The 25,053-nt window shown below is 47.2% G+C and carries 15 protein-coding genes; 14 read left to right on the top strand and 1 reads right to left on the bottom strand.

Features of this window, described 5'->3' with window-relative positions; translation table 11 throughout:
- Nucleotides 1–153: 153 nt before the first annotated feature.
- From L1028_RS09745 to L1028_RS09730, 4 genes are all read left to right on the top strand, one after another.
- Complete coding sequence (locus L1028_RS09745; RefSeq protein ID WP_234533311.1) at nt 154–2,382, top strand: hypothetical protein; 2,229 nt, start codon at nt 154–156, stop codon at nt 2,380–2,382.
- A 159-nt stretch (nt 2,383–2,541) separates the two neighbouring features.
- Nucleotides 2,542–3,102: an ECF-type riboflavin transporter substrate-binding protein gene (locus tag L1028_RS09740; protein ID WP_234533309.1), complete on the top strand. Its 561-nt coding sequence runs from the start codon at nt 2,542–2,544 to the stop codon at nt 3,100–3,102.
- Between the two features lie 110 nt (nt 3,103–3,212).
- Nucleotides 3,213–4,919: an ABC transporter ATP-binding protein gene (locus L1028_RS09735; RefSeq protein WP_234533307.1), complete on the top strand. Its 1,707-nt coding sequence runs from the start codon at nt 3,213–3,215 to the stop codon at nt 4,917–4,919.
- On the top strand, nt 4,916–5,746 hold the full coding sequence (locus L1028_RS09730) for an energy-coupling factor transporter transmembrane component T family protein (RefSeq protein WP_234533305.1): 831 nt from the start codon (nt 4,916–4,918) through the stop codon (nt 5,744–5,746). The genes L1028_RS09735 and L1028_RS09730 overlap by 4 nt, the downstream gene beginning before the upstream one ends.
- 52 nt (nt 5,747–5,798) lie before the next feature.
- Here the strand turns inward: L1028_RS09730 and L1028_RS09725 are convergent, their stop codons facing one another.
- The gene (locus L1028_RS09725) at nt 5,799–6,785 is read right to left on the bottom strand and encodes a Na/Pi cotransporter family protein (RefSeq protein ID WP_234533302.1); all 987 of its coding nucleotides are present in this window, start codon (nt 6,783–6,785) and stop codon (nt 5,799–5,801) included.
- A 99-nt stretch (nt 6,786–6,884) separates the two neighbouring features.
- Between L1028_RS09725 and L1028_RS09720 the strand changes: the two genes are divergently transcribed.
- From L1028_RS09720 to floA, 10 genes are all read left to right on the top strand, one after another.
- Entirely contained in the window at nt 6,885–8,309 is a 1,425-nt protein-coding gene (locus L1028_RS09720; protein WP_234533300.1) for a class I SAM-dependent rRNA methyltransferase, read from the top strand.
- 290 nt (nt 8,310–8,599) lie between these two features.
- Nucleotides 8,600–12,112 carry a helicase-exonuclease AddAB subunit AddB gene (gene addB / locus L1028_RS09715; RefSeq protein ID WP_234533298.1) on the top strand — a complete coding sequence of 1,171 codons (3,513 nt, stop codon included), beginning with the start codon at nt 8,600–8,602 and terminating at the stop codon, nt 12,110–12,112.
- Nucleotides 12,109–16,239, top strand: coding sequence for a helicase-exonuclease AddAB subunit AddA (gene addA / locus L1028_RS09710; protein WP_234533296.1), 4,131 nt, complete (start codon nt 12,109–12,111; stop codon nt 16,237–16,239). Before addB ends, addA begins: the two co-directional genes overlap by 4 nt.
- Nucleotides 16,240–16,280: 41 nt before the next feature.
- Entirely contained in the window at nt 16,281–17,462 is a 1,182-nt protein-coding gene (locus L1028_RS09705; protein ID WP_234533293.1) for an exonuclease SbcCD subunit D, read from the top strand.
- Between the two features lies 1 nt (nt 17,463).
- Nucleotides 17,464–20,877 (top strand): AAA family ATPase, encoded by a 3,414-nt coding sequence (locus tag L1028_RS09700; protein ID WP_234533291.1) that lies wholly within the window; start codon nt 17,464–17,466, stop codon nt 20,875–20,877.
- Nucleotides 20,878–21,241: 364 nt separating this feature from the next.
- Nucleotides 21,242–21,601 carry a histidine triad nucleotide-binding protein gene (locus L1028_RS09695; protein ID WP_042130338.1) on the top strand — a complete coding sequence of 120 codons (360 nt, stop codon included), beginning with the start codon at nt 21,242–21,244 and terminating at the stop codon, nt 21,599–21,601.
- A gap of 140 nt (nt 21,602–21,741) precedes the next feature.
- A complete protein-coding gene (gene rpsU, locus L1028_RS09690; RefSeq protein WP_036657994.1) occupies nt 21,742–21,915 on the top strand; it encodes a 30S ribosomal protein S21 in 174 nt (57 codons plus the stop codon).
- A gap of 15 nt (nt 21,916–21,930) precedes the next feature.
- Nucleotides 21,931–22,374, top strand: coding sequence for a GatB/YqeY domain-containing protein (locus L1028_RS09685; protein ID WP_042190953.1), 444 nt, complete (start codon nt 21,931–21,933; stop codon nt 22,372–22,374).
- 237 nt (nt 22,375–22,611) lie between these two features.
- Nucleotides 22,612–23,976: an NfeD family protein gene (locus L1028_RS09680; RefSeq protein ID WP_423803032.1), complete on the top strand. Its 1,365-nt coding sequence runs from the start codon at nt 22,612–22,614 to the stop codon at nt 23,974–23,976.
- Nucleotides 23,977–24,039: 63 nt separating this feature from the next.
- The gene (gene floA, locus L1028_RS09675; protein WP_234533287.1) at nt 24,040–25,041 is read left to right on the top strand and encodes a flotillin-like protein FloA; all 1,002 of its coding nucleotides are present in this window, start codon (nt 24,040–24,042) and stop codon (nt 25,039–25,041) included.
- Nucleotides 25,042–25,053 lie beyond the last annotated feature (12 nt).

Below are 25,053 nucleotides of genomic sequence, written 5' to 3'. Positions count from 1 at the left end.
TTGATCAACCCTTCACCTGATTATCTAGTCTGAAAGTCCTGAATTTGGCTTTATGGAGATATAAGGTAAACACTTGGTGTACAATTGTCGATATAAGTAAAAGAGTGTGGGGATAAACCACCAAACGACATTATAGCCCAAGGGAGAGAACAAATGACTGTGTACAGGAAAATGACGAAAATGCTCCTCATCATGATATTGTTAGCTACTGCGGTTTTTCCGGTAAGTGTCTTTGCAGCTGCCGGCGACATTAACTCGATCGAATTCGAAAGCTCAGCCAAAGTGCAGCTTACGGTTGGACAAACGCCAAAGCAACTGAAGGTATATGCGAATGTGGAAGGGTCCTCCTCCAAAAGAGATGTGACTGGTGCAGTGGTATGGAATTCTTCTAACACTAACGCTGTGAAAGTAGTAAATGGCTTATTGACTCCAATAGATAGCGGAAAAGCTATTATTACAGCTACTTATAATAATGCGCTCGCTACTATTGAAGTAGAGGTAACACATCCGATCAAAGAATTGAAGCTCGAATATAGCTCCGAAGGGAACTATAAATTGGGTGACGAAGAGGATAAATTGCTGGTTAAAGCCAATGCGATTGGTGGCGAAACCGCGACTTCTGCTAAGAATGTTACAGCTGATACCACTTGGAGCAGCTCCAACACAAGCGTATTGACGATTGCAGAAGGTAAGATCACACTGGCAGGTGAAGGTACCTCAACCATTACTGCCAAATACAAGGACTTAACAGCAACCTTTAAAGCAGTAGTGAAATTGCCTTATTCGGGAATTGAGCTTAAAAATGATAAGGGTACGGTAATTAAGGAAATTGAAATGCTCGTTGGCGATAATCCAGTGAAAGTAGCTGCGTTTACCAAAGAGACTACAAAGACAACCGCAAATGATATTTCCGCCAAAGCGGAATGGTCTTCTTCCAATACAAGTGTTGCTACGGTTGACAAGGGAGAGATCAAAGTACTATCCGCAGGAAAATCTGTAATTACAGTAGCTTATCTGGGGATTACACAAACTGTAGATGTATATGTACGTGCTCCTTATGAAGCGTTACTCCTAGCCCCATCAGGCGATCAATTCCTGTTTATGGGTGAGAGTTTGAACGTTAAAGCAGAGGTTCGAGATGCTGCGAATTCCACTCCGAATGTATCGGGTAGTGCAGTATGGAGTTCGGACAATCAGCTCGCGGTGACGGTTACTGCAGGAAGTGATGCTGCAGCAGTCACTGCAAAAGCAGTGGGAACTTCGACTGTTAAAGCAGAACATATGGGCGTTAGTAAGAGTTTTAAGGTAACTGTATATCCAACGATTACTGAGTTGGAAGCTGATAAAAAGGAACTGGACTTGTACACAGAGGATTCCGTTAGTTTGCCAAAGGTAAACGGAACTAAACTAGATGGAACGAAGCTGGATCTCAGTCAAGAAATCGAGTGGACTTCTGCCAACGATGAGATCGCCATCATCAAAGATGGCAAGCTCGTTGCTGAAATGGCGGGTACTGTTAATATTGTCGGCAAAATAAAATCAGAGAACCCTACCTCCTCTAAAGCAGCAATTCGTGAAAAAAGTGTTGTAGTGAGTGTTACAGTTAAAGATAAGGTTCATATTTTGCTCGGACCAGAGGAAAACGTTGTGATTGTTACTGGTGAAGAGAAGGCTGTTCCTGAAGTTAAAGCTGTAATGGAAAATGGGAATGAACTCGATGCTACAGGTACTATGGAATGGGAGATTACCGGTACGAATGCCATTATCAAGACAACATCCTCCGGCAAGGTAATCAAAGGATTGGTGAAGGGTTCTGCCACTTTAAAGGGAACCTACGCTAATAAGACCATCAGTATTCCGGTTACTATTGAACAGAAGGTTAATAAGATTGTTGTAGAACCGAATGCGATTGAATTGAATATTAAAGGCTCTAAATCCATAAAGGTAACGGCTTACTACTCTAATGGTAAGACAGGAAATATCTCCAGCAGCATGAATTGGGAGTCCTCGAATGAGGCAGTTGCCACGGTTAAAAGTACATCTGTTAAAGCCATAACAGAAGGAACTGCGACGTTATCAGGTTCTTACCAAGGGCTCGCTGCAAGTGTCAAAATTAATGTAGTTCCTAAGCTAATGAAGTTGACTGTTAATGAGAATAGACTGAAGATGGCTCCGGGAGCTGTTCAGAACGCAGTTGTGATTGCGCAGTATGATACGGGGAAGACAGCTGTTGTTACTGGAAGTGCGGCATGGACTAGTTCTAAGCCTGCTGTAGCTAGAGTATCTGCTAGCGGTCAGATTGTAGCTGTGAGCAAAGGCACGGCATCCATTAAAGGAAAGATTGGCACCAAGACAGTGACGGTAACTGTTACTGTGAAATAGATAGAACATATCATATAATGAATCTATAAGTGGTCTGGGTCTGCAAAGCCAACATTAATGTTGCTTTGCAGATTTTTTTTATTATATTCTATATTAATTCCGACTATTCCGATGTATAATAACATAAAATGAAAAAGATGCACTGGGGGAGATTAAAACATGGCAAAACAAAAGGTGTTATCGATTAAGACGATTGTTGCGATTGGTATCGGTTCTGCTTTATTCGTTATTTTGGGCAGGTTCGGTTCGATTCCATCCGGAATTCCAAACACTAACATTGAGACTACATACGCTTTACTGGCATTGTTCGCATTGTTATACGGTCCGTTTGCCGGATTACTCATTGGCCTGATCGGACATACACTGAAGGATGCGATTTTTTATGGTTCCCCTTGGTTCAGTTGGGTGATCGCTTCTGGCATTGTTGGGCTCGTTGTTGGTCTGCTTGTGGCTAGGATTGGGATTCATGATGGGGAGTTCGGACGAAAGGAATTGATTCGTTTTAATCTGGCCCAGATTGTAGCGAACGCAATCGCCTGGTTCTTAGTAGCACCTGTACTGGATATTCTAATCTATGCGGAACCAGCGAATAAAGTATTGACACAAGGACTTATCGCCGGAGCATCCAATATAGTCACTGTGGCAGTGATTGGTTCACTACTCGCAATTGCATATGCTAAGACAAGAACGAAGCAAGGCAGCTTGACCAGAGAAGCCTGAGTAGCATATAATCCAAACCAAAAGCCGGTGGAGATCACCGGCTTTTTCATGACTATAAAACATATAATGGAAGTGGAATTCTTCAAACGAAGCTAAGAGGAAGGTCAAAGATGAAAAAAGCAGTGATTGAATTTAAGGATTTCAGTTTTCAATATCGGGCACAGCAGGAACCTACACTCGCAGACATCAACTTAACGATTGCCGAAGGGGAGAAGGTACTTATCGTGGGACCCTCTGGTTCTGGAAAAAGTACATTGGCTCATTGTATAAACGGACTCATCCCTTTTGCCTATAAAGGTGAAATGTCTGGGTCATTGCGAATTATGGGTCTGGAGCAGAAAGAACTTAGTATTGCAGCATTGTCGGATCAGGTAGGGATTGTATTGCAGGACCCGGACGGACAATTTGTTGGATTAACGGTTGGAGAGGATATCGCCTTCAGTCTGGAGAATCACACGGTTCAACAGGCCGAAATGATAGAAAAGGTAGTGGCTGCGGCAACAGCCGTGGATATCCACGAATATTTGGGAGCGTCACCTCAGGAATTGTCAGGCGGCCAGAAGCAGAAAACGACCTTAGCTGGTGTTCTAGTTGGTGATGTGGACATCCTGTTGTTTGATGAGCCTTTGGCAAACTTAGATCCTTATACCGGTACAAAAGCGATAGAGCTTATTGATCGAGTGCAAAAAGAGACCGGTAAAACGGTTATTATTATCGAGCACAGACTCGAGGAAGTACTTCATCGTGCGGTGGACCGCATTATTGTGATCCATGATGGACGCATTGCGGCGGATATGCCAGCAGCTGAGCTGTTAAGTACTAGCTTACTTTCAGAAGTAGGTATTCGGGAACCTCTCTATTTAACAGCTTTAAAGTATGCAGGATGTACGATTACATCAGATATGAATCCACAGCATATAGATGAAATTCTGCTGGACTCCTGCTCCAGTAAGCTTGAGTACTGGTATGATGACAATAAAGCGCGGCAGGATAAGATCGTGAATCTACCTATCCTGGAGTTACGAGATATTTCATTCGGTTACGAAAAGAATCGACCAGTGCTTCATAAGCTTAACCTCCTTATTCATAAAGGAGAAATGGTCTGTATAGCCGGTCGAAACGGGGCAGGGAAATCCACGGTATCTAAGCTCATCTGTGGATTTTATAAGCCGACCTCCGGATCGATTCTGATGAACGGAAGAGACATTGCAAAGGATACGATTAAGGAGCGGGCAGAGCGGATCGGTTTCGTGATGCAGAATCCTAATCATATGATTTCTAAGACGCTTTTATATGATGAGGTTGCACTAGGCCTTAAATTACGGGGGGGATCTGAGGAGGATATTCGTGAGCGAGTGCATCATGTTTTGAAAATATGCGGTCTATACGTTTTTCGTAGCTGGCCCATCTCTGCGCTCAGCTATGGTCAGAAGAAACGTGTGACTATTGCTTCTATTATGATCCTGGAGCCGGAAGTAATCATATTAGATGAGCCGACTGCAGCTCAGGATTATAGACACTACAACGAAATGATGGAATTTCTTTTGACGCTTCGGGAACAGGGGATGACGGTCATTATGATTACGCATGACATGCATCTTATGCTGGAGTATGCCGATAGAGCTGTAGTGTTGTCTGATGGCGTGAAGCTTGCTGATGATAGCCCTGAGCGAGTATTAACCAATATAGAAGTAGTAAGGAATGCTAATTTGAAGGAGACCTCACTATTTACATTGGCTATGAAGGCCCAATTGGATCAGCCTGAAGAGTTCGTAAGAAGATTTATTGCATACGATAGGAGGAGCCGGGGCGGATGAAGGCCACAATGTTAACTTTTACGAAGCAAGATTCACCTATTCACCGTCTTACAGGCGCCACTAAGTTGATTCTATTTGTAGTTTGGTCTGTGACTGGGATGATTACATATGATACAAGATGTCTAATAGTGATGTTATTATTTAGTTTGATTGCCTTTAGAGTTTCTAAAGTTCAATTTCAGGATTATGCTTTCGTACTATATTTTATCCTGATCTTCTTTGTGCTTAATCATATAGCTATCTTTATTTTTTCTCCTTTGGAAGGTGTAAAGGTTTATGGTTCACGTCATGATATTGTTCATCTTGTAGGTCGGTATACCGTTACATATGAGCAGCTATTCTATCAATTAAATATTGCCCTTAAGTATGCAGTAGTCATTCCCATGGCACTGTTGTTCCTTCTAACGACAAATCCAAGTGAATTCGCAGCGTCTTTAAACCGGATTGGTGTGAATTATAAAATTGCATATTCTGTATCGCTTGCGCTGCGGTACATTCCGGATATCCAAAGAGATTATGAGAATATATCGTTCTCTGCTCAGGCACGGGGAATAGACATCTCCCGAAAAGAAAAGTTGCCTAAGCGGCTTAAAAATATCATTTCGATTCTAATGCCCTTGATTCTGACTAGCATTGAGCGAATTGAGAATATTAGTACGGCTATGGAGTTACGTGGCTTCGGAACTAAGAGAAAACGAACATGGTACAGCAGTCGTCCGTTCTCAAGAAAGGACTATATTGCTTTGATCTTATTCGCTCTGATCGCAATATCTTCGACAGTAATCACTTTTTACGATGGTTCGCGGTTTTATAATATTTTCGATTGAAGTATAATAGTACAGTTGTGGAAAGTTTGGGTTCAGGCATTACAGTATATCGTTACGATTGAAGACGTTTCTCCAGTCTTGACCAAACAGGCAGGTAACATAATGGTAGTGCAATTAGCGAGCATACTACATTAAAAATAGTCTGTGCATGGGCGATTTGTGAGGCGGCTCCTCCGCCAATCCATGCAGCAGTTGCTTGTAGCGGCCCGATTAGAGGTAGGAACAGTAGCGCACCGCCTACATTGAGCGCAACATGCGACCAAGCGACGAAGACGCCAGAAGATGAGCCGCCGATGGAAGCAATGACTGCCGTGAAGCAGGTACCGACATTAGCACCGAGCACGATGGCTATGCCGAGCTCTGGCGGCATGGCACCCGAGGCAGCAATACCCATGGCCATGGCTATAACTGCTGCGCTGCTATGTAACAGGGCAGTTAAGCAGGCACCTGCGGCGAGTCCCCATAGGGCACTTGTGGCGGCATGATTCAGGAACCAGAGGAATAGGCCACTCTCTTGAAGAGTTCCGCCGATGGATTGCATGACTGCGATTCCCCATAAGACTAGGGCGAATCCTGATACAGCCAGGCTGATGAATTGCAGCGGCTCCGATATTTTCCGGCACAGTGCTGCCGCCCGTGACGTATGTGGTAACTCGCCTGCTATAACCGCAGCTGCCCACAGACTCAGCGAGGCAGCCAGCAATGGGGAGGCCATGGAATTGATCTGAAGTCCGATCAGTTCTGTGGTCAAAGTAGTGCCGATGTTGCTACCTAAGATAATGCCTAGTGTACGAGCATAGGTGAGCAGGCCGGCATTCACCATACCGATCGTCAACACGGTTACAGCCGTGCTACTCTGAAGCAGGGCCGACAGCAAGCTACTGGCAATCATTCCTTTGAGTGGCGTAGAGGTAGCCTTATTAAGGCTTCTAGTCATCAGAGGGCCTGCGAGCTTGGACAAAGCTGTTTCCATTAGCTTCATGCCAGCCAGAAAGATAATAAGACCATATATGATAGGGAAAAGCAGTTCACGGAACATAGGGCATACTCCTTTGGACGAGGGTTGTACACCAATATATGAAAGTAACGAGTAGGACATGTATAAAATCATTTTTAGAGAAACAGGGAGTTGAAGTCATTGGCATCGGTTATTTTAGAACGTAATCGTAAAAAAAGACTGGAACAGGGCCATCCATGGGTCTACGCAGGTGAAGTTGCATCAGTAGAAGGAAACCCAGAGGCTGGGGGATTAGTTGATGTCCTTAACCATCAAGGTCGGTTTCTGGCTGTAGGATATTACAACCCAGCATCGCAGATTCGGGTAAGAATTGTATCACAGGGACCGTTGGCTATCATGGACACCGCTTTTTTCGCAGAACGGTTTACGAATTGTCTACAGCATAGAGAACGTTTCCTTCCTGGGGCAGATGCTTACCGTTTGGTTTATGGAGAGGCGGACTTTTTGCCAGGGCTTATTGTGGATCGATTCGGGGATATTCTGGTTGTGCAGCTCCTTACACTTGGAATGGACAAGCGCCGTGCAGAGATCGTTGAAGCACTTGTACAGGTTATGGCACCGCGTGGTATTTATGAACGCAGTGATGTTAGCGTGCGCGAACTGGAAGGAATGGAGCAGACTACAGGCGTGCTGTATGGGGAATGCCCACGGCATGTTACCGTAAGTGAGAATGGCCTGAAGCTGGTAGTAGATATCGAAGAGGGCCAGAAGACAGGCTACTTCTTTGATCAGCGTGAGAATAGAGCATCCATTGCCCCACTCATGAAGGGCTGGGGTGGACGAAGTGGCATTACGCTGCAAGAAATCGAAGCAGAAGATGGCTCGTTACAAACTTTGCCGGTAAACAAGAGTGGTAAACACGTAACCTTCCCTTATTGGGATGGTGCTACAGTGCTGGAATGTTTCTCGCACACAGGCAGCTTCACTCTGCATGCTTGCAAGTATGGTGCGAAAAAAGTAACCTGCCTTGACGTTTCCGCTCATGCCATAGAGAGTGCCAAAGTCAATGTGGAGCTGAATGGCTTTAGTGATCGAGTGGAATTTGTAGTGGATGATGCTTTTGCCTACCTGCGCAATCAGGTAAAAGGTCTGGAGGAACGTTCGGAGCGGGCGACGATTGCAAGCGGAACGGAATCAACAGTAGCGTCTACAAATGCTAAATCCGGAGGCAAAACAGCCAAAACGGATACCTCCAAGCCAATGACAGCAGGTGGAGGTAAAACTTGGGATGTAGTTATCCTGGACCCTCCAGCGTTTGCGAAAACTAAAAGTGCAGTAGCAGGTGCTTGCCGTGGTTACAAGGATATCAATCTACACGGTATGAAACTGGTGAACGAAGGCGGATATTTGGTTACAGCAAGTTGTTCTTACCACATGCAGCCGGATCTGTTCCTCGAAACGATTGCCGACGCAGCTAAAGATGCAGGTAAAGTATTGAGACTTGTGGAATGGCGTGCCGCAGGCAAAGACCATCCGCAGATTCTAGGCGTTAACGAAGGACACTATCTGAAGTTTGCGATTTTTGAAGTGCGGAGTAAGAAATAAGCTGACTGTTCATATAGGTAATGGATTTTGATCCGTAAAAGGAGTCTTCGATCGAGGCCTCTTTTTACGGATTTTTTGCTACGTTCTGAAAAGTGTTGGATTCGGGATTCACAAGATTCTTATTGTAAATCATTGGAAAATACTAGCAAACGCATGTTCTGATTTGTCTAGTTATGCTATACTGAGGGGACGAGGAACGACTGAACTTTTTCAATTGAAAATCATCAAACGGTGAATATTTCACCTTATATCTTATACATTTTCTCCGCTACGGAAGGAGTCTATCATTTATGTCGGTAACCTTTTTACTAGGCCGCTCGGGCAGCGGCAAGACAACAAAAATATGGGAGTCTATCTCTTCTTCATTAGAGAAGGAGCCTCTTGGCGCGCCAATCATTATTCTTGTACCGGAACAAGGTTCCTTTGGAGCAGAAAGGGGGCTTCTGACCGTAGGGAATGTGAAGGGAAGTATTCGGGCGCAGACACTAAGCTTTTCTCGGCTTGCCTATCGAGTGAAACAGGAAACTGGTGGTAGTGCTAGTCTGCCTATCAGTGAAGAAGGTAAAAAGATGTTGATTTACAAAATCATCCGTCGTCGCAAAGAGGAACTGAAATTGTTCGGTGCCTCTGCAGACAGACCGGGTTTTGTGGAACGGCTCAATCAACTGCATACGGAGATGAAGCGTTGCTGTTTGGCTTCCTCTGATTTAGAGGAGCAGTTATCCGCAATGCGAGGCGCTATTGCAAGAAGTCCTATTCTTGAAGGCAAGCTGGATGATTTACAGCTGGTATTCAGCGATTTAGAGAAGGAAATGTCACGCCTCTATATCGACGAAGAGGATCGTTTAGCGGAACTAGCTGAGCATATTCCTGATTCCTCTTACATTCGCGGGGCGGAGATTTGGGTAGATGGGTTCCACGGCTTTACTCCGCAGGAATTCGTAGTGCTTCGAGAATTAATGCAGCAAGCGTCGAAGCTAACCATCTCACTTACACTTGATCGCTCCTATCCCTATGGAGATCAGTTGAATGAGCTTGAATTATTTCACCCAACTGCGGTTACTTACATTAAACTGCGTGGAATAGCCGAAGAGCTAGGCATCGATGTGTGGGACGAGCTTCTGGAGCCAGCGGTTCTTCCGCGTTTTGAAGAAAGTCCTGTTCTTGCTCATCTCGAAAGGGGATATGACCGCCGAAAGATCTGGATGGGTACAGATGAACTGGCAAATGAAGCGATATCTATAGGCGCGGCAGTTTCTCACAGAGCAGAGGTTGAGGGAGCACTCCGTGAAATGATCAGGCTGGCACGGGATGAAGGTGCAAAATATGGCCAAATGGCTGTATTGATGCGTAATATTGGAGATTACGAGCAACTGATTAAACCGTTGTTCAAAGATTACGGAGTGCCTTTTTTTCTGGACCAGAAGGTAAATGAGCTACACCATCCATTGGTGGAGTTTGTACGTTCAGCACTGGATGTGGTGCGTCGACGTTGGCGCTACGAGGATGTATTTCGCTGCGTAAAGACGGATCTTTTGAGACCGCTGGATGGTAGTATTACGCGTGAGGATATGGATGCCTTAGAGAATTATGTGCTGGCTTGCGGGATTCAGGGGTATCGCTGGACGGATGGCCGTTCATGGAAAGGGATTCCTAGCTTGTCGCTGGAAGGCGGCAGACAGATGGATGAAGACCTGCTTGCTACGATGGAGCGATGCCGTGGTAGCATAACGGATCCTCTATTTGCTTTTGAGAAACGGATACAGAAGAGCAGAAGCGGTCTTGAACTTTCTACCGCAGTGTACAAGCTGCTAGATGAAACGGATGTAGCTCGAAAGCTGGAGAAACTTAGCGTTGAAGCTATGGAGAAGGGGCAACCCGAGAAGGCTAGAGAACATAGTCAGCTGTGGGGTGCAGTGCTTGATCTGCTAGATCAGATCGTCGAAATGATGGGCAACGAAAGACTTGAATTTGATGTGTTCACTGGAGTCCTAGAAACAGGACTTGCTGAGCTTAAGATGGGCCTTGTTCCTCCAGCGCTAGATCAAGTACTGGTTGGTAACATGGATCGGACTCGACCAACGGGAGTTAAATACGCTTTTTTGCTTGGATTTAATGAAGGTGTTGTGCCTGCGCAGTTTAAGGAAGATGGAATTCTCTCGGAAGGCGAACGCTCCGTGCTTGAGAACGCCGGTATGGAGCTTGCTCCTGGTGCTTCTCGTAAACTGCTGGACGAGCGGTTTTTGATCTATAATGCGCTAACGACAGGAAGTCGAAAGCTCTGGATTAGCTACACCACTGCTGATGATGAGGGCAAGGCGCTTCTTCCCTCTGAGGTAATCCGTCATTTGCATAGAATGTTCCCAAGGGTTCATGAGCATAACTTGGCAGCACTTCCCCCTGCAGGACTACCAGAAGAAGTCAGAGATTCCATTCACCTCGGTTACATTGGTCATCCAGAACAGAGTCTTCATGCATTGATTATGCAGCTACGCCAGTGGCGTCAGGGGACGGAGATACCTGAATTATGGTGGGATGTGTATAACTGGTTCGCTGCTGATGATATTCGTAGTCTCGAATTGAAACGTCTGCTCAGTTCATTGTTCTATCGTAACGTGGGAATGAAGCTAAAGCGTGGAACAAGCCTCAGATTGTACGGTGGATCGACACTGCGAGGCAGTGTTTCCCGAATGGAGAAGTTTGTTGCTTGCTCCTTCTCCCATTTTGCATCTTATGGACTTAGACTGAAGGAACGCCAACTATATAAGCTGCAAGCACCTGATATTGGACAACTGTTCCATGCTGCGTTAAGTGACATGGCGGTAAGACTGAAAGAAGAGGGCCGCGGCTGGGGAAGCTTGTCTCCAGAGGAGTGTCGGCGTGAGGCAAGTGAGACGGTTGAACGACTATCGCCGATGCTGCAGGGTGAAATTCTGATGAGCTCTAAACGGTACGGATACATTTCACGCAAGCTAAAAAACATTGTTGGACGTGCTTCTGTAATTCTGGGCGAGCATGCCCGCCGAGGTAGCTTTGAGCCGGTAGGGCTGGAGCTGGATTTTGGACCGGATAAGGAGTTGCCTCCTTTAAGAATTACGCTGCCGAATGGCTGTGTGATGGAGGTTGTTGGACGGATCGACCGTGTAGACATGGCCCGTGGAGAGAATGGAATTCTTCTGCGAGTAATTGATTATAAATCGTCTCAAAAAGATCTTAAACTACATGAAGTGTATTATGGATTATCGCTACAGATGCTGACCTATCTGGATGTGCTGCTTACATACTCGGAGCAATGGCTCGGGCAACCGGCGCTTCCAGCAGGGACACTATATTTCCACGTACATGACCCACTGTTAACCTCATCTAACGGGATGAACAAGGAACAGGCAGAACAAGAATTGCTGAAACGCTTCAAGATGAAAGGACTGCTTACAGCAGACCGCGAGGTGGTATCCCTGATGGATACGACTTTAGACAAAGGGTATTCTTCTATCGTGCCTGTAGCAGTAAAGGCTGATGGCAGCTTTTATAGCAGTGCGTCTGTAGCTACACCAGAGCAATGGGGGCACTTATTGTCTTCCGTTCGGGGAACGATCTCGGATATCGGGACTCGTATTACGGAAGGTGATGTAGCAATTGAGCCCTATCGGATTGGGCAAGAGACAGCCTGCACTTTCTGTTCCTTTAGACCCGTCTGCCAGTTTGATGAAGCCGTGGAAGGCAATGGCTACAACAATCTGGGTAAGCCAGGGAAGGACGTCATTTGGGATCTGCTGTCCCGTAAAGGAGGAACTACACCATGAGTATTAAGCCTGGAATAGAAGCGAAACCGGAAGGAAGCATATGGAGTGATGACCAGTGGCGCGCTATCGCTGAGAGCGGTGATGATATCCTCGTTGCCGCGGCGGCAGGTTCCGGTAAGACAGCTGTACTTGTAGAACGGATTATTCGCAAAATCAGCAAGGAAGAGAATGGCTTTAGCGTAGATAGATTGCTAGTAGCTACGTTTACCAAAGCTGCTGCTGCCGAGATGCGCCAGCGGATTAGGGAAGCACTAGATCGGGAGCTGGAGGAGAATGGAGAGAATGACCATTTACGCCGTCAGCTGTCGTTGCTCGGGAAAGCCTCGATTACAACACTACACTCCTTCTGTCTGGAAGTGATCCGGCGTTACTATCAGATTATTCCTATAGATCCTGGTTTCCGTATCCTGAACGAACATGAAGCAGAGATGATGCGGCAGGAGCTGCTTCAAGAGCTACTGGAGGAAAAATACGGTGAAGTAGGTGAAGATGGCGCGGATAGCGTATTTGTACAGCTTGCTGACTGGTTCAGTGGTGAACGCAGCGATGATGCGGTACATGCGCTCATACAGCGACTGCATGATTATGCCCGCAGCCATCCTTGGCCAGAGCAGTGGCTTCGTGATACCGCAGCAGATTTCTCATTACCAGACACAGAAAGTCTGGGCCGAACACCGTGGGTGCTAAGTATCCTTGAAGAAGCGAAGCTTACCCTTGCGGGTGCAGCCAGTCAGCTTATCCAAGGCCGGGAGATTGCGCTTCAGCCGGGTGGTCCGGCACCTTATGCCGAGAATTTGACGGCTGATCTTGAAATGGTAAATGCATTGCAGGAGGCTGTGAATGAACGGCCCTGGGCAGAACTATATGATATTTTTATGGAAGTATACTTTGGAAAACTGAAAGCTTGTAAGAAGGATTCGACAGATCCTGGACTGCAGGAAATGGTTAAAGAACTGCGCGACAGTGTGAAGAAGAGTATTTTAGATCTTCAGAAGGCATTGTTTGGCCGTCCTGCAGATGTTTTTTTGAGAGAACTTAACGAGGCGGCTCCTCTTATGGCAGAGCTTGCTGAGACGGTGATAGCGTTCGGTGAACGTTATCGAATCGAAAAAGCAGGACGAGGTCTCGTCGACTTTAGTGATTTGGAGCATTATTGTCTGCAAATTTTACGGCATCCAGATTCACTACCGGGACATTCCCTGCCTTCTGATGCAGCGATGGAGTACCGTGCCCAATTCGATGAGGTTCTTTTAGATGAATATCAGGATACGAATAGTGTGCAAGAAGAGATTGTGCGGCTTATCTCCCGCGAAACACCTGGTAACCGATTTATGGTCGGAGATATGAAGCAAAGTATTTATCGGTTCCGTCTGGCAGAGCCGGGGCTGTTCCTGGATAAATACCGTAGCTTTGGCTCTAAGAATGCCGGGGGTAGCAGTAATACAGTAGGCGAATCCGAGTTAGGCGAGTTATCTGAGAAGCCTAATGAAACGTCCGGCGGTTCGGTTATCGATCTAGCCCGTAATTTCCGTAGTCGTATGGAGGTTGTGAACGCCGTAAATATGATTTTTCGGCAGATTATGAACGAGACGGTGGCGGAGATTAATTATGACGAACGTGCTGAGCTTGTGTATGGTGCGAATTTCCCGGGTGCAGCAGAGAAGGGGCCAGATACTTTTTTTGCGCCAGAGCTATTGTTAATCGATCGCGGAGCGGCAGCGGGTAAAGTAGAAGAGGCTGCTGAGGACGGTGAGACTCCACTTCAGGAAAGTGAAGCCATTGAGAGTGAGACTGCGCAGCTGGAAGCACGGGCGATAGCTCGGCGTATATCACAGATGACTGGCCAGAATGGCGGATCTCCGCTGCTGATTTATGATAAGGGGCTTAAGATTATGCGCCCGGTGATTTATGGTGATATCGTGATTTTGCTTCGTTCGGCGAGAATATGGACCCCTTTAATCATTGAAGAGCTTCGTATGGAAGGAATCCCTGCTTACGGAGATCTGAATAAAGGATATTTTGAAGCCACAGAAGTAGAAATTGCACTCTCACTCTTAAAAATAGTCGATAATCCTCAGCAGGATATTCCACTCGCTGGTGTGCTTCGTTCACCTGTTGTTGGTCTAACTGAAGAGGAACTGGCTACAGTTCGGATGTACAGCCATGGTTCTTTCTATCGTGCTGTACAAGTGGCAGCGAACATACAAGATACAAAAGAAGCAGAGGAAGAATACGATCTTTTCTCGGCTCATGTGATAGAAACAGCAAGTGCGGCGGAAGAGAAAGTTACCTCAGATAATAATAACGATGAAATCATTAATGAGGTAGAAGCTGGAAGTGAAGCTTTACCGCAAATCAGCCTAAAGCTGAAGCATAAGCTTAAGAGTTTTCTAGAACGGCTTGAAAGCTGGAGAGATGCGGCTAGACAAGGCAGTCTCAGTGAGTTGATCTGGCGTATTTATGGTGAGAGCGGTTATCTGGAATGGGTTGGAGGCTTGCCTGGAGGCTCACAGCGACAGAACAATCTTAAGGCTTTGTATGATCGGGCTGTTCAATTTGAGAATGATACTGCGGCGCGTGGGTTGTTCCGTTTTCTGGTATTCATTTCACGGCTTCGTGAGAATGGAGGAGATCTGGGTGTAGCTGGTGGTGGCGGTGAAGAGGGGAATGGGGTCAGAATTATGACCATCCATAAATCCAAAGGCTTGGAATTTCCTGTTGTTTTTATAGCGGGTATGGCGAAGCAGTTTAACCGGCAGGATTTGCATTCTCCTTTCCTGATGCACAAAGAGCTTGGCTTCGGACCACGTTTTGTGGAGCGGGAAACACGGGTCAGCTACCCTACGCTTCCTTATTTGGCTATTAATCGTCGTACACGACTTGAATTATTGGCTGAGGAAATGCGGGTATTATATGTAGCTTTGACTCGTCCGAGAGATAAGATGATTCTAGTCGGTACCGTAAGAGATTTACCACGGAAAATTGCCAGCTGGAGCAGTGTGCAGAATCGTGATGAGCTACTGCTTGCTGATCATTTACTAGCCCGGGGTCGCAGCTATCTGGATTGGGTTGGTCCGGCATTGATCCGGCATCCGGCGGCGGCTATTCTTCGTAAGCTAGGCGGTTCTGAAGGTACCGTTTCGACAGTGCTGCACAGCGATGTCTCGAACTGGAGCATCAGTGTGCAGAATGCTTCCGAACTGAATTCCGGGGCGTTCCTTCCTTCGGATAACTCAGAGGACAAAGCAGAAGAACGTCAATCTGTCCTCAAGGCGCTGCAAAAAGGTGAATCTGTAAGTGTCTATGGATCAGAGAATAGCGAAGAAATTGCTAGAAGACTAGAATGGCCTTATCCGTATGCGGCTGTTTCTGGTATTCCTGCCAAAACCTCCGTTACGGAGTTAAAAGCTTTATTGTCGATGCAGGACCAGCCTTCTTATGATCTCCTAGAGGAAGGCAGCTATCCTGTTAAATCAACAGAAAACCATAAACGTCCAAATGTAGCAGGAGCAGACAGTCTTCATTTGCGGCGTCCGAAATTTATGGAAAAGCGCAGCCTAACCCCAGCGGAGCGCGGGACAGCTTATCATACGGTTATGCAGCATATTCCGCTGGAGGGTTCAGTTGATCCTAAAGTTGTGGAAGAAACATTAGCCCGCCTGCAGAGAGTGGCTATTCTAACTGCTGAGCAGGTGGAGGCAGTGGCTCCCGAGCAGATCGAGGCTTTTTATACGAATGAACTTGGTCGTAGATTAATAGATTCTACTTGGAAGCTTAGAGAAATGCCGTTCAGTTATATGGTTTCCGCAGGGGAAGCTTATCGAGGGCTTGATTATATGAATAAAGCCGTCTCAGAGCTAAGCCCTGAGAATAATAATGAAGGCTTTAGTGAAGCTGTGCTGATCCAAGGGGTGATTGACTGCCTGTTCCGTGAAGAAGACCGGATCATTCTGCTAGACTATAAGACGGACTCTGTTTTAGAACATCAGGGTGGGTTAGAAGCGCTTAAGGAAAAATATCGTTTTCAGCTAGAGTTATACAGCAAGGCATTACATGATATTTTGGGAGAACCGATCAGCGAGATTTGGCTGTACTTTTTTGACGGCGGACATGCTGTGAAATTATAAATCTATTCATTACCGCATAGGAGCGGGGAAAGAGGACGAAGATGCGGATATTGCATACGGGAGATTGGCACCTCGGCCGAACGCTGGAAGGAAGAAGCCGGCAGAAGGAGCAAGAGCAGTTCATAGATGAATTGGTGGAGATCGCCGATTTTCATAAAGTGGATTTGATAATGATGGCGGGAGATGTGTACGATTCCGTTAATCCACCAGCGGCTTCAGAACAACTATTCTATGAGGCTGCCGCAAGGCTGACTTCAGGGGGCAGGCCCCTTGTTGTGATCGCCGGAAATCATGATCAACCGGAGCGCGTATCTTCAGTTTCACCGCTTGTATTAAGGCAGGGGATTACATTAGTGGGGCTTCCTACCTCAGAGCCAGTGACTGTTCATGTTGCACGCACGGGTGAGATCGCCAAAATCGCAGCTCTTCCTTATCCCTCCGAGGCACGTCTCGGTGAACTACTTGCAGGAGATAGCGGGGAAGAGGAACTTCGACTGGCTTACAGCGCACGGGTAGGCAAGCTCATGCAGCTGTTGGGACGGGAATTCACACCGCAGACCGTAAATTTAGCGATGAGCCATATTTATGTGCTTGGTGGGGTGGAAAGTGATTCAGAACGTCCGATTCAAGTGGGCGGAGCGTATACCGTTGATCCTTCTGCTTTGGCTTGTGGAGCGCAATATACTGCACTTGGTCATCTTCATCGCGCTCAGCGTGTCAAAGGGGAAGGAATGATCCGTTACAGCGGCTCCCCGTTGGCATACAGTTTTTCTGAAGCAGGACAGGCCAAATCGGTAACGCTGATTGATGTTGCGCCGGGCGGTGAGCCAATCTTCGAAGAAATTTACCTCCGCTGTGGACGTCCGCTTGTAAGATGGAGCTCCACTGGTGGATTGCAGGAGGTATATAACTGGCTGGATGAAGGTAGAGATGCTTCTGCTTTTATAGATTTGGAGATTCGGCTTAGGGAAGCCATGTCGATGAATGATATACAGCGCCTGCGCAAGTCACGCGAGGGAATCATTCATATTCGTCCAATTTACCCGCAAATGGAGATGGAGCTTGAACAGACTTCCCGTTCGCGTATGCCGGTGCAAGAATTGTTCCGTAAATTCTATCAGCGTCAGACAGGTGGAGCGGAACCGGAAGATAGCTTGATAGAGCTGTTCTTACAACTAACTGAAGAAGAACGGCGTCAGCCAGAGGAAGGAGAGGAGAACTAAGGTGAAACCTATTCTATTAAAAGTAGCAGGATTACAGAGTTATAGAGAAATGCAAGAAATAGATTTTGAAAGTCTGTGTGAGACGGGTCTGTTTGGAATTTTTGGACCTACGGGCAGCGGCAAGTCTAGCTTGCTGGATGCTATTACTTTGGCGATGTACGGGAAAGTGGAACGTGCCGTTAATGGAACACAGGGGATTATGAACCACTCTGAAGATTCACTCAGCGTAGCGTTTACCTTTGAGCTCACTTCTTCCGCGGGGGCACACCGTTACCGGGTTGAACGTAAATTCAAACGTACAGGAGAGCAAACCGTCAGCAACACGATTAGCCGTTTCATCGAAGTCACACCTGACGGAGATAACGTTGTGGCGGATAAGCTCGCAGATGTTACGCGCTGCGTGGAGGAGCATATCGGTCTGAAAATGGATGACTTCACGCGAGCGGTTGTATTGCCGCAGGGGAAATTTGCCGAATTCTTATCACTTCGCGGCGTAGACCGCCGGCAAATGCTGCAGCGCCTGTTCCATCTGGAGCAGTATGGCGATCAGCTGGCAATCAAGCTTAGCCGCCGGGTGAAGGAGAATGAGGCTGCGCTCCGCGCGCTGGAGGCGGAGCAGCAGGGTCTTGGCAGCGCTGGTAAAGGGGATGTAGAGGCAGCGGCGAAGCGCCTCGAGCAGGCCACCCTTTATGCTGCGGAATGCCGTGGCAAACTGGAGGCGGCGCTGCAGGTCTCGGAGCGTTTCGCACGTATACGCGAGCTCCAAGAGGAACGGACCCGCCGCGAGTTACAGCGGCAGGGGCTGCTCGCCAAGGAGGAGGAGATTCTCCTCCTTGAACAGAAGCTTGGCCAAGCTGACGAGGCCGAGGCAAGGCTTCCCGCGCTGAAAGCATGGCGAAGCGCGGAAGAAGCCTTTAAGAGCCGATTGGCCCGCGCGGAGGGCCAAGAGGTGCTGGCCGCCGCCGCCGAGCAGGAGGCGGCGCGTGCCGCTGCCGCCGCGGCTGCTGCGCAGGCCGCGCTTGCGGCGCAAGAGCCGGCCCTCCGGGAGGGGGCCGGCACCTACCGCCGCGCGCTCGAGCTCGAGTCCGAGCTCGGGGCGCTACGGCGCGAACTCGCGGCTCTGCGCGAGCGCCGCGAAGAGGCCTCCCGCAAGCTAGCGGAGCTGCGGGAGGGCATGGCTCGGGAGCGTGAGCTTTTGGCCAAGGGCCAAAAGCGCCAGCAAGAGCTGCAGCTGAGCTTGCAGCCGCTCGGTGTCCGCTCCCAGGAGCGGCAGTCTCTGCAAGAAGCGATGCAGAGACTGCAAGGGCTGCACTCCGCCGAATCCCAGTGGGATAAGGCGGAGAAGGAGCGCCGCGAGCGTGACGCTGCCCTCGCGGCTGCGCAGGCGCGCCTCGCGGAGGCCGAGGGCCGTCGCGAGCTGCAGGAAGCTGCTCGCGGGCAACTGATCCGCGAGGCGGCGCTACATCAAGAGAAGCTGCTGGCGACAGAAGAAGCTGCGCGTACCGCAGCGGAGCGCCTGGAGCAACATGTCAGTTCTTTGGAAGCGGCAATGAAGGATCAAGAGCTTCACAGACTGTCTCTAGCACTAGCTAAGGAGCTGGAAGAAGGACAACCCTGCCCTGTATGCGGAAGCGAGCATCATCCTTCACCTGCATTATTGCAGGATAGCTTAGAGCAACAAGAACTGGAAATGAAACTTCAGCAAGTTCGAACATTGTCTAGACGGGCTTTGGAAGCTCGTCATCTGTTCCGTGGTCTTCGTGAACAGGATCAAGTATGGCTGGAGCAGGTATTTGGAAATGAAGTCATCGAAGCGGCAAATCACCCTGCAGCTGCAGGTTCAGAAGTAAGTAGTGCAGTTACTTCCACCGATTTAATCATTCCAGATGAAAAAGCCTTGGCAGAACTTGAAGCTGCACATTTGGGATTAAAAGAACAGTCAGGTGAACTACGCCGAACTGCGGTACAGTGGCAGCAATCGATGCAGGAGGTCCAGCAGTTGTGCCTCAAAGAAGCGGCAGGTGTCGCAGGTGAACGGAGCTGGGTAGAAGGAATTGCTGCCAAAGCTGAGGAACTCAGCGCCCAGCTAACGGCTCTACGGCAGAACTGGACACAGCAGTTCCCCGATCTGGCACCTGGAGAAGTGGAACAAGCTTACCGTGATCTGTTAGCTAAGGATGCACAAGCTGAAGAAATTAGATCTCGTCTTGATATCAGTGTCAAGTTTCTGGAGGAGAAAAGCGCTTCAGTGCAGAACCTTCAAGAGACTATAACGGGACTGGATAAAGAGCTGGCTCAGTGGATCACACAGATCGAAGGCAAGGAAGAATTGCAGCGTGAAAAAGATCAGCGACTACTGGAGTGGACGAATGGTCGTGCTGCTGCTCCTCTTCTAGCGGAATGTGAAGGACGTCTGCAGGAATTGTTAACTGCACTGGAGACAAGCAAGCAGTCACATCTCGTAGCGGCGGAGAAGGCTCAGCATGAGGTTAAGGAAGCAGCGATTACTCGCCAGGCTGCGGAATCTGCGCGTGAACATTACGTAGCAGCTACCAGTCATTGGGAACAAAGTTTGGCTTCTTCAGCGTTTAGTTCAGCCACTGAGGTTGAAGGAGCAGCGCTCACATCCGAAGCAAGGGAAATGGCTTCTTCCCGCGTACGTGCTCATCGTGCCGAAGAAGCTGAGGTCTCGTTGCAACTTCGTAACATTGAAGAGAAGCTTGACGGGGCCAGCTTAAGTGAAGAAGAATGGCAAGAAAGTCAGGGGATCTTAAGAGAAAGCAAAGCTGAGGATGAAGTATCTCTTCAGGCCAGAGCACGTGCAGAGCGTGATCTGGAGGACCTGCGGCATCGACATATTCGCTGGATGGAGCTCGAAGCCCGACGGATTGTGAACGCTTCTTTGCAAGATCAACTCTCCAAACTACAGACGGTCTTACGTGGGAACGCCTTTGTTGAGTACATTGCGGAGGAACAATTGATGCAGGTGTGTCAGTCCGCTTCCCAGCGGCTTCGATTCCTGAGTAAGCAGCGTTATGCATTGGAGGTTGATTCGGGTGGCGGCTTTGTGATCCGTGATGACGGGAACGGTGGGGTGAGAAGACCTGTCTCAACCCTGTCTGGTGGAGAGACCTTCCTAACATCCCTTTCGCTGGCACTTGCTCTTTCAGCTCAGATCCAGCTGCGTGGGCAATATCCGTTGCAATTTTTCTTCCTGGATGAAGGGTTTGGTACTCTCGACCCGGAGCTGCTGGATACAGTGATTACTTCACTTGAAAGATTGCATAATGACCAGCTGTCTGTCGGTATTATCAGCCACGTTCCAGAGCTTCGTGCAAGGCTGCCGCGCAAGCTGGTTGTTGTTCCTGCTGAACAAGGTGGAGGGGGATCTCGTATCCTTTTGGAAAAAATGTGAAGTGTTTTAAACTGTGTGATCGATATCACAGATACAGCATCAACGCACTGTTATAATACAGCTAAGCCGACATTACTTTAGAAACACCTCGGCGGACGTATGACCGGGAATATACTCCTTATCATACGTCCGCCGCCGAATCAGCTTTATAAGCTGTGAAGGGTGTTTCTCTTTTTTTGCCTTTTTGACCCTACAGGTGTATATATAGCCCTACTTCATTTGTTAACGGATTTCATTCTGTAATAGATACAGTTCTAGGGTGTGGATGTTGAATCTTCTACCGTCTTTCGTAATTGGTGATTTTCCTGTATGATTATCTTATGATGAAGTGGAATTTAACCAATTTTTAGGAGGCGAGCACTCTATGGAGACCGTGTTTAGCAAAATTATTGAGGGTACTATTCCTTCCAAAAAAGTATTTGAGAACGAACGTATTCTTGCATTCTACGACATCGAGCCGGCTGCACCGGTACATGTGTTGATCATTCCAAAGAAGTTCATTGCTTCCATGAATGATGTCACACCTGAGGATCTTCCGCTAATTGCAGAAATTCACAGTGTAGCGCAACAGATCGCTATCGACCTTGGGATTGCCGAGTCTGGTTATCGTTTGATCAATAATTGTGGTCCAGATAGTGGACAAGCTGTGCCTCATCTTCATTATCACTTGCTTGGTGGGGCCAAGCTGGGAGCTCTCACAGGAAACTCAGCTTCTCACGCATAGTACAATCATTAAATGTTGAAGAACTTGCCAGAAAAAAAAGAATAACACGAAGGTTGACACTCTATTTCCGTTTGACCTATAATGGAATTTGATAAACCGTGTTATGCTCTTGGACGGTATGGTCGGAGGGAGGGGAAACTGTGTCTGAAACGAAAGTTCGCAAAAACGAGACAATTGATGCTGCACTTCGTCGCTTTAAACGTTCCATCGCAAAAGATGGTGTCTTGGCTGAGGTGAAGAAACGCAAACATTACGAAAAGCCAAGCGTTAAGAAAAAGCTGAAGTCTGAGGCTGCTCGTAAGAGAAAGTTTTAGGAGGATTACCCACGCATGAATCTTAGCGAGAGATTGAACGAAGATATGAAGCAAGCGATGAAGAGTAAGGACAAGTTCACGCTCTCCACGATTCGAATGGTTCGTTCTACAATAAAGTATCTTGAAATAGATTTGAAGAGAACATTGGACGACAACGAAGTGCTTGATATCCTTAGTCGTGAAATCAAACAGCGCAAAGATGCCCTCCAAGAATTTGAATCAGCGGGTCGCGACGAGCTTGCCGCGAGTACGAAGGCAGAAATCGAGATTATTATTAAGTATCTTCCCGAGCAACTTTCCGAAGAAGAAATTAAAGCAATTGTACAGCAGACCATCCAGGAAACCGGTGCTTCTTCGAAAAGTGAAATGGGTAAGGTCATGAGCGCACTGATGCCTAAAGTTAAAGGTCGCGCCGATGGTAAACTCGTGAACCAAGCGGTTCAGCAATTTCTGCAATAATATAGCGCCAGCACCCCTTGCAAAAGGGGTGCTTTTCTTTGAATTATAAGAATTATTAGTTTCACACCACACTTTATCCTTATAGTTCTCGCATAAACGCTTACCGTCCTTAATTGGACGCTGTAGGCGTTTTAGCTTGTTTTGAAACGTAATTACGCTTACAACGTAATAAAGTTTATGTGTCCCGGGTAAAGTTGAAGAAGGGAGGTAAAAACATTGAAAAGATTACGGAAAATTATGTTAGCCAGCATTCCAGTTGTTTTACTGCTACTGCTCTTAACGCCGTTTATCCCGAATGTAAGCGCTGATGTAACCGTACCAAAAGCAACGAAGGCTGCGAATGGTGAGATGAAGAAAGGCCCTGTGTTTATTATTCCGGTTGATCAGAAAATTGAAAGAGGTCTGCAAAGCTTTTTGGAAAGAGGGTTTGCCGAAGCTTCTAATTATGGAGCAGTTCTAATTGTACTGGAGGTGGATACACCGGGTGGACTGGTGAATTCAGCAGAACAGATTGGGACGATGGTAAGAGATAGTGACATACCTACGGCTGCATTTATTAAAGGTGATGCCGCTTCCGCAGGCAGTTACATAGCACTTAACGCAGGTGCAATCATCATGAAACCGGGCAGTATGATCGGTTCTGCATCTCTAGTGGATAGTAGCGGCCAGAAAGTAGATGACGCGAAGATGGTGTCCTACTGGAAATCAAAAATGATTGGAGCCGCTGCTCTAAATGAGCGTGATCCTGATATTGCTGCGGGAATGGTGGATAGTAATTTGGTTGTGGATAAGCCAGATCTAGGCGTATCTAAAGCGCAGGGCGAAATTATTGCCTTGTCTAGTGACGAAGCTTTAAAAGCTGGCTATGCTGATCAAATTACAACCACTCCAGAAGAGGCGATTACTTGGCTAGGTTATACTACAGATGACATTTTTCGTGTGGAGCATACGGGTGCCGAGAAAATGTCGCAATTTCTGACAAATCCGATTATAATGACGATTCTGCTATTCATCGGGATCACAGGCATTGTGATTGAGTTGATCGTTCCGGGCTTTGGTGCACCTGGGATTATTGGGACATTAGCTTTTGTTTTATATTTTTTCGGAAATTCTGTAGCAGGGTTTGCCGGATCAGAGACTTGGCTTTTGTTCATAATCGGACTTGTCATGCTTGTGCTGGAGCTATTCGTGCCGAGCTTTGGGATATTGGGGATACTCGGTTCCGTGAGCCTTGTGGCAGGTGTCGTACGCGCAGCATACAGCTTCACACATGCATTGTTTAGTCTCGGTATCGCATTCGCGGCTGCAACGGTAGTCATTGTGATTGTGGCTGTCGCATTTAAAGAACGTGGAATTTGGAATAGGTTTATTTTAAAGGATACGCTCTCTAAAGATCAGGGATTTGTACCTGTTGAAGAGAAGTTAAGCTTAGTTGGCGCTATAGGAAACAGTATTACTCCACTTCGTCCATCCGGAACGGCCTTAATTGCTGGCGAGCGAGTAGATGTCGTTACTGAAGGCAGCTTTATTAGCGTTAATGCACCGGTCTCTGTTGTAAAAGTTGAGGGCGGACGGATTGTGGTGAAGGAAATTAAGGAATAAGGTAAGAGATAAAAGGTATGGCGAATAGTAGCTCCACAATAATTTACTGGAGGTTATAAAGTTATGGAAGCATCTTTAATTACTTTTTTGTTGATTGCGGTAGTCGTAGTTATTTTGTTGAGTGTCTTTTTAAGCTTCTTCCCAGTCATGCTCTGGATTTCTGCATTGGCGTCGGGCGTTAGAATTAGTATTATTACGCTGGTGGCGATGAGATTGCGTCGTGTAACACCAAGTCGAATCGTTAATCCAATGATTAAAGCGACTAAGGCAGGTCTTGGACTGAATATTAATCAACTGGAGAGTCACTATCTCGCAGGTGGTAATGTAGACCGAGTTGTTAATGCACTTATTGCAGCACAACGTGCAGATATTCCTTTGGAATTTACTCGCGCGGCAGCAATTGATCTCGCAGGACGGGACGTGCTTCTAGCCGTTCAGATGAGTGTAAATCCACGTGTAATCGAAACACCTATTGTAGCTGCTGTAGCTAAGAATGGTATTGAGGTTAAAGTAAAAGCACGGGTTACTGTTCGAGCTAATATTGACCGCCTCGTTGGTGGTGCAGGTGAAGAAACCATTATTGCTCGTGTAGGCGAAGGGATTGTAACTACAGTAGGTTCGAGTGATTCGCATAAGGATGTTTTGGAGAATCCGGATTCGATCTCACGTACTGTTTTGTCCAAAGGTCTGGATTCAGGTACTGCCTTTGAGATCCTCTCCATTGATATTGCGGATATTGATGTCGGCAAGAATATCGGTGCTTATCTGCAAACAGAACAAGCAGAAGCGGATAAACGTATTGCACAAGCCAAGGCTGAAGAGCGCAGAGCAATGGCTGTCGCTCATGAGCAAGAGATGAAGGCACGCGTAGTTGAAATGAAGGCGCTTGTTGTGGAAGCCGAGTCTCAGGTACCTATGGCGATGGCTGAGGCGCTCAGAAATGGTCAAATTGGTGTGATGGATTATATGAATATCAAAAACATCGAGGCCGATACTCAAATGCGCGGTTCCCTCGGTAAAATGAATGATCAGGACGACAATAACCGTCCAAACAATAATAAATAAAGGGGATGTGAA

This window comes from Paenibacillus pseudetheri (genome assembly GCF_924513355.1).
Classification (GTDB): domain Bacteria; phylum Bacillota; class Bacilli; order Paenibacillales; family Paenibacillaceae; genus Paenibacillus_AQ; species Paenibacillus_AQ pseudetheri.
Note: the sequence above shows the minus strand (reverse complement) of the source record. Positions and strands in the feature narration are given on the sequence as shown.

Coding starts and splice junctions, on each gene's coding strand:
- addA (WP_234533296.1), top strand. CDS start 12,109: ATGAGTATTAAGCCTGGAATAGAAGCGAAACCGGAAGGAAGCATATGG.
- floA (WP_234533287.1), top strand. CDS start 24,040: ATGGAAGCATCTTTAATTACTTTTTTGTTGATTGCGGTAGTCGTAGTT.
- L1028_RS09680 (WP_423803032.1), top strand. CDS start 22,612: ATGTTAGCCAGCATTCCAGTTGTTTTACTGCTACTGCTCTTAACGCCG.
- L1028_RS09725 (WP_234533302.1), bottom strand. CDS start 6,785: ATGTTCCGTGAACTGCTTTTCCCTATCATATATGGTCTTATTATCTTT.
- L1028_RS09685 (WP_042190953.1), top strand. CDS start 21,931: ATGAATCTTAGCGAGAGATTGAACGAAGATATGAAGCAAGCGATGAAG.
- L1028_RS09735 (WP_234533307.1), top strand. CDS start 3,213: ATGAAAAAAGCAGTGATTGAATTTAAGGATTTCAGTTTTCAATATCGG.
- L1028_RS09705 (WP_234533293.1), top strand. CDS start 16,281: ATGCGGATATTGCATACGGGAGATTGGCACCTCGGCCGAACGCTGGAA.
- addB (WP_234533298.1), top strand. CDS start 8,600: ATGTCGGTAACCTTTTTACTAGGCCGCTCGGGCAGCGGCAAGACAACA.
- L1028_RS09745 (WP_234533311.1), top strand. CDS start 154: ATGACTGTGTACAGGAAAATGACGAAAATGCTCCTCATCATGATATTG.
- L1028_RS09730 (WP_234533305.1), top strand. CDS start 4,916: ATGAAGGCCACAATGTTAACTTTTACGAAGCAAGATTCACCTATTCAC.
- L1028_RS09695 (WP_042130338.1), top strand. CDS start 21,242: ATGGAGACCGTGTTTAGCAAAATTATTGAGGGTACTATTCCTTCCAAA.
- L1028_RS09740 (WP_234533309.1), top strand. CDS start 2,542: ATGGCAAAACAAAAGGTGTTATCGATTAAGACGATTGTTGCGATTGGT.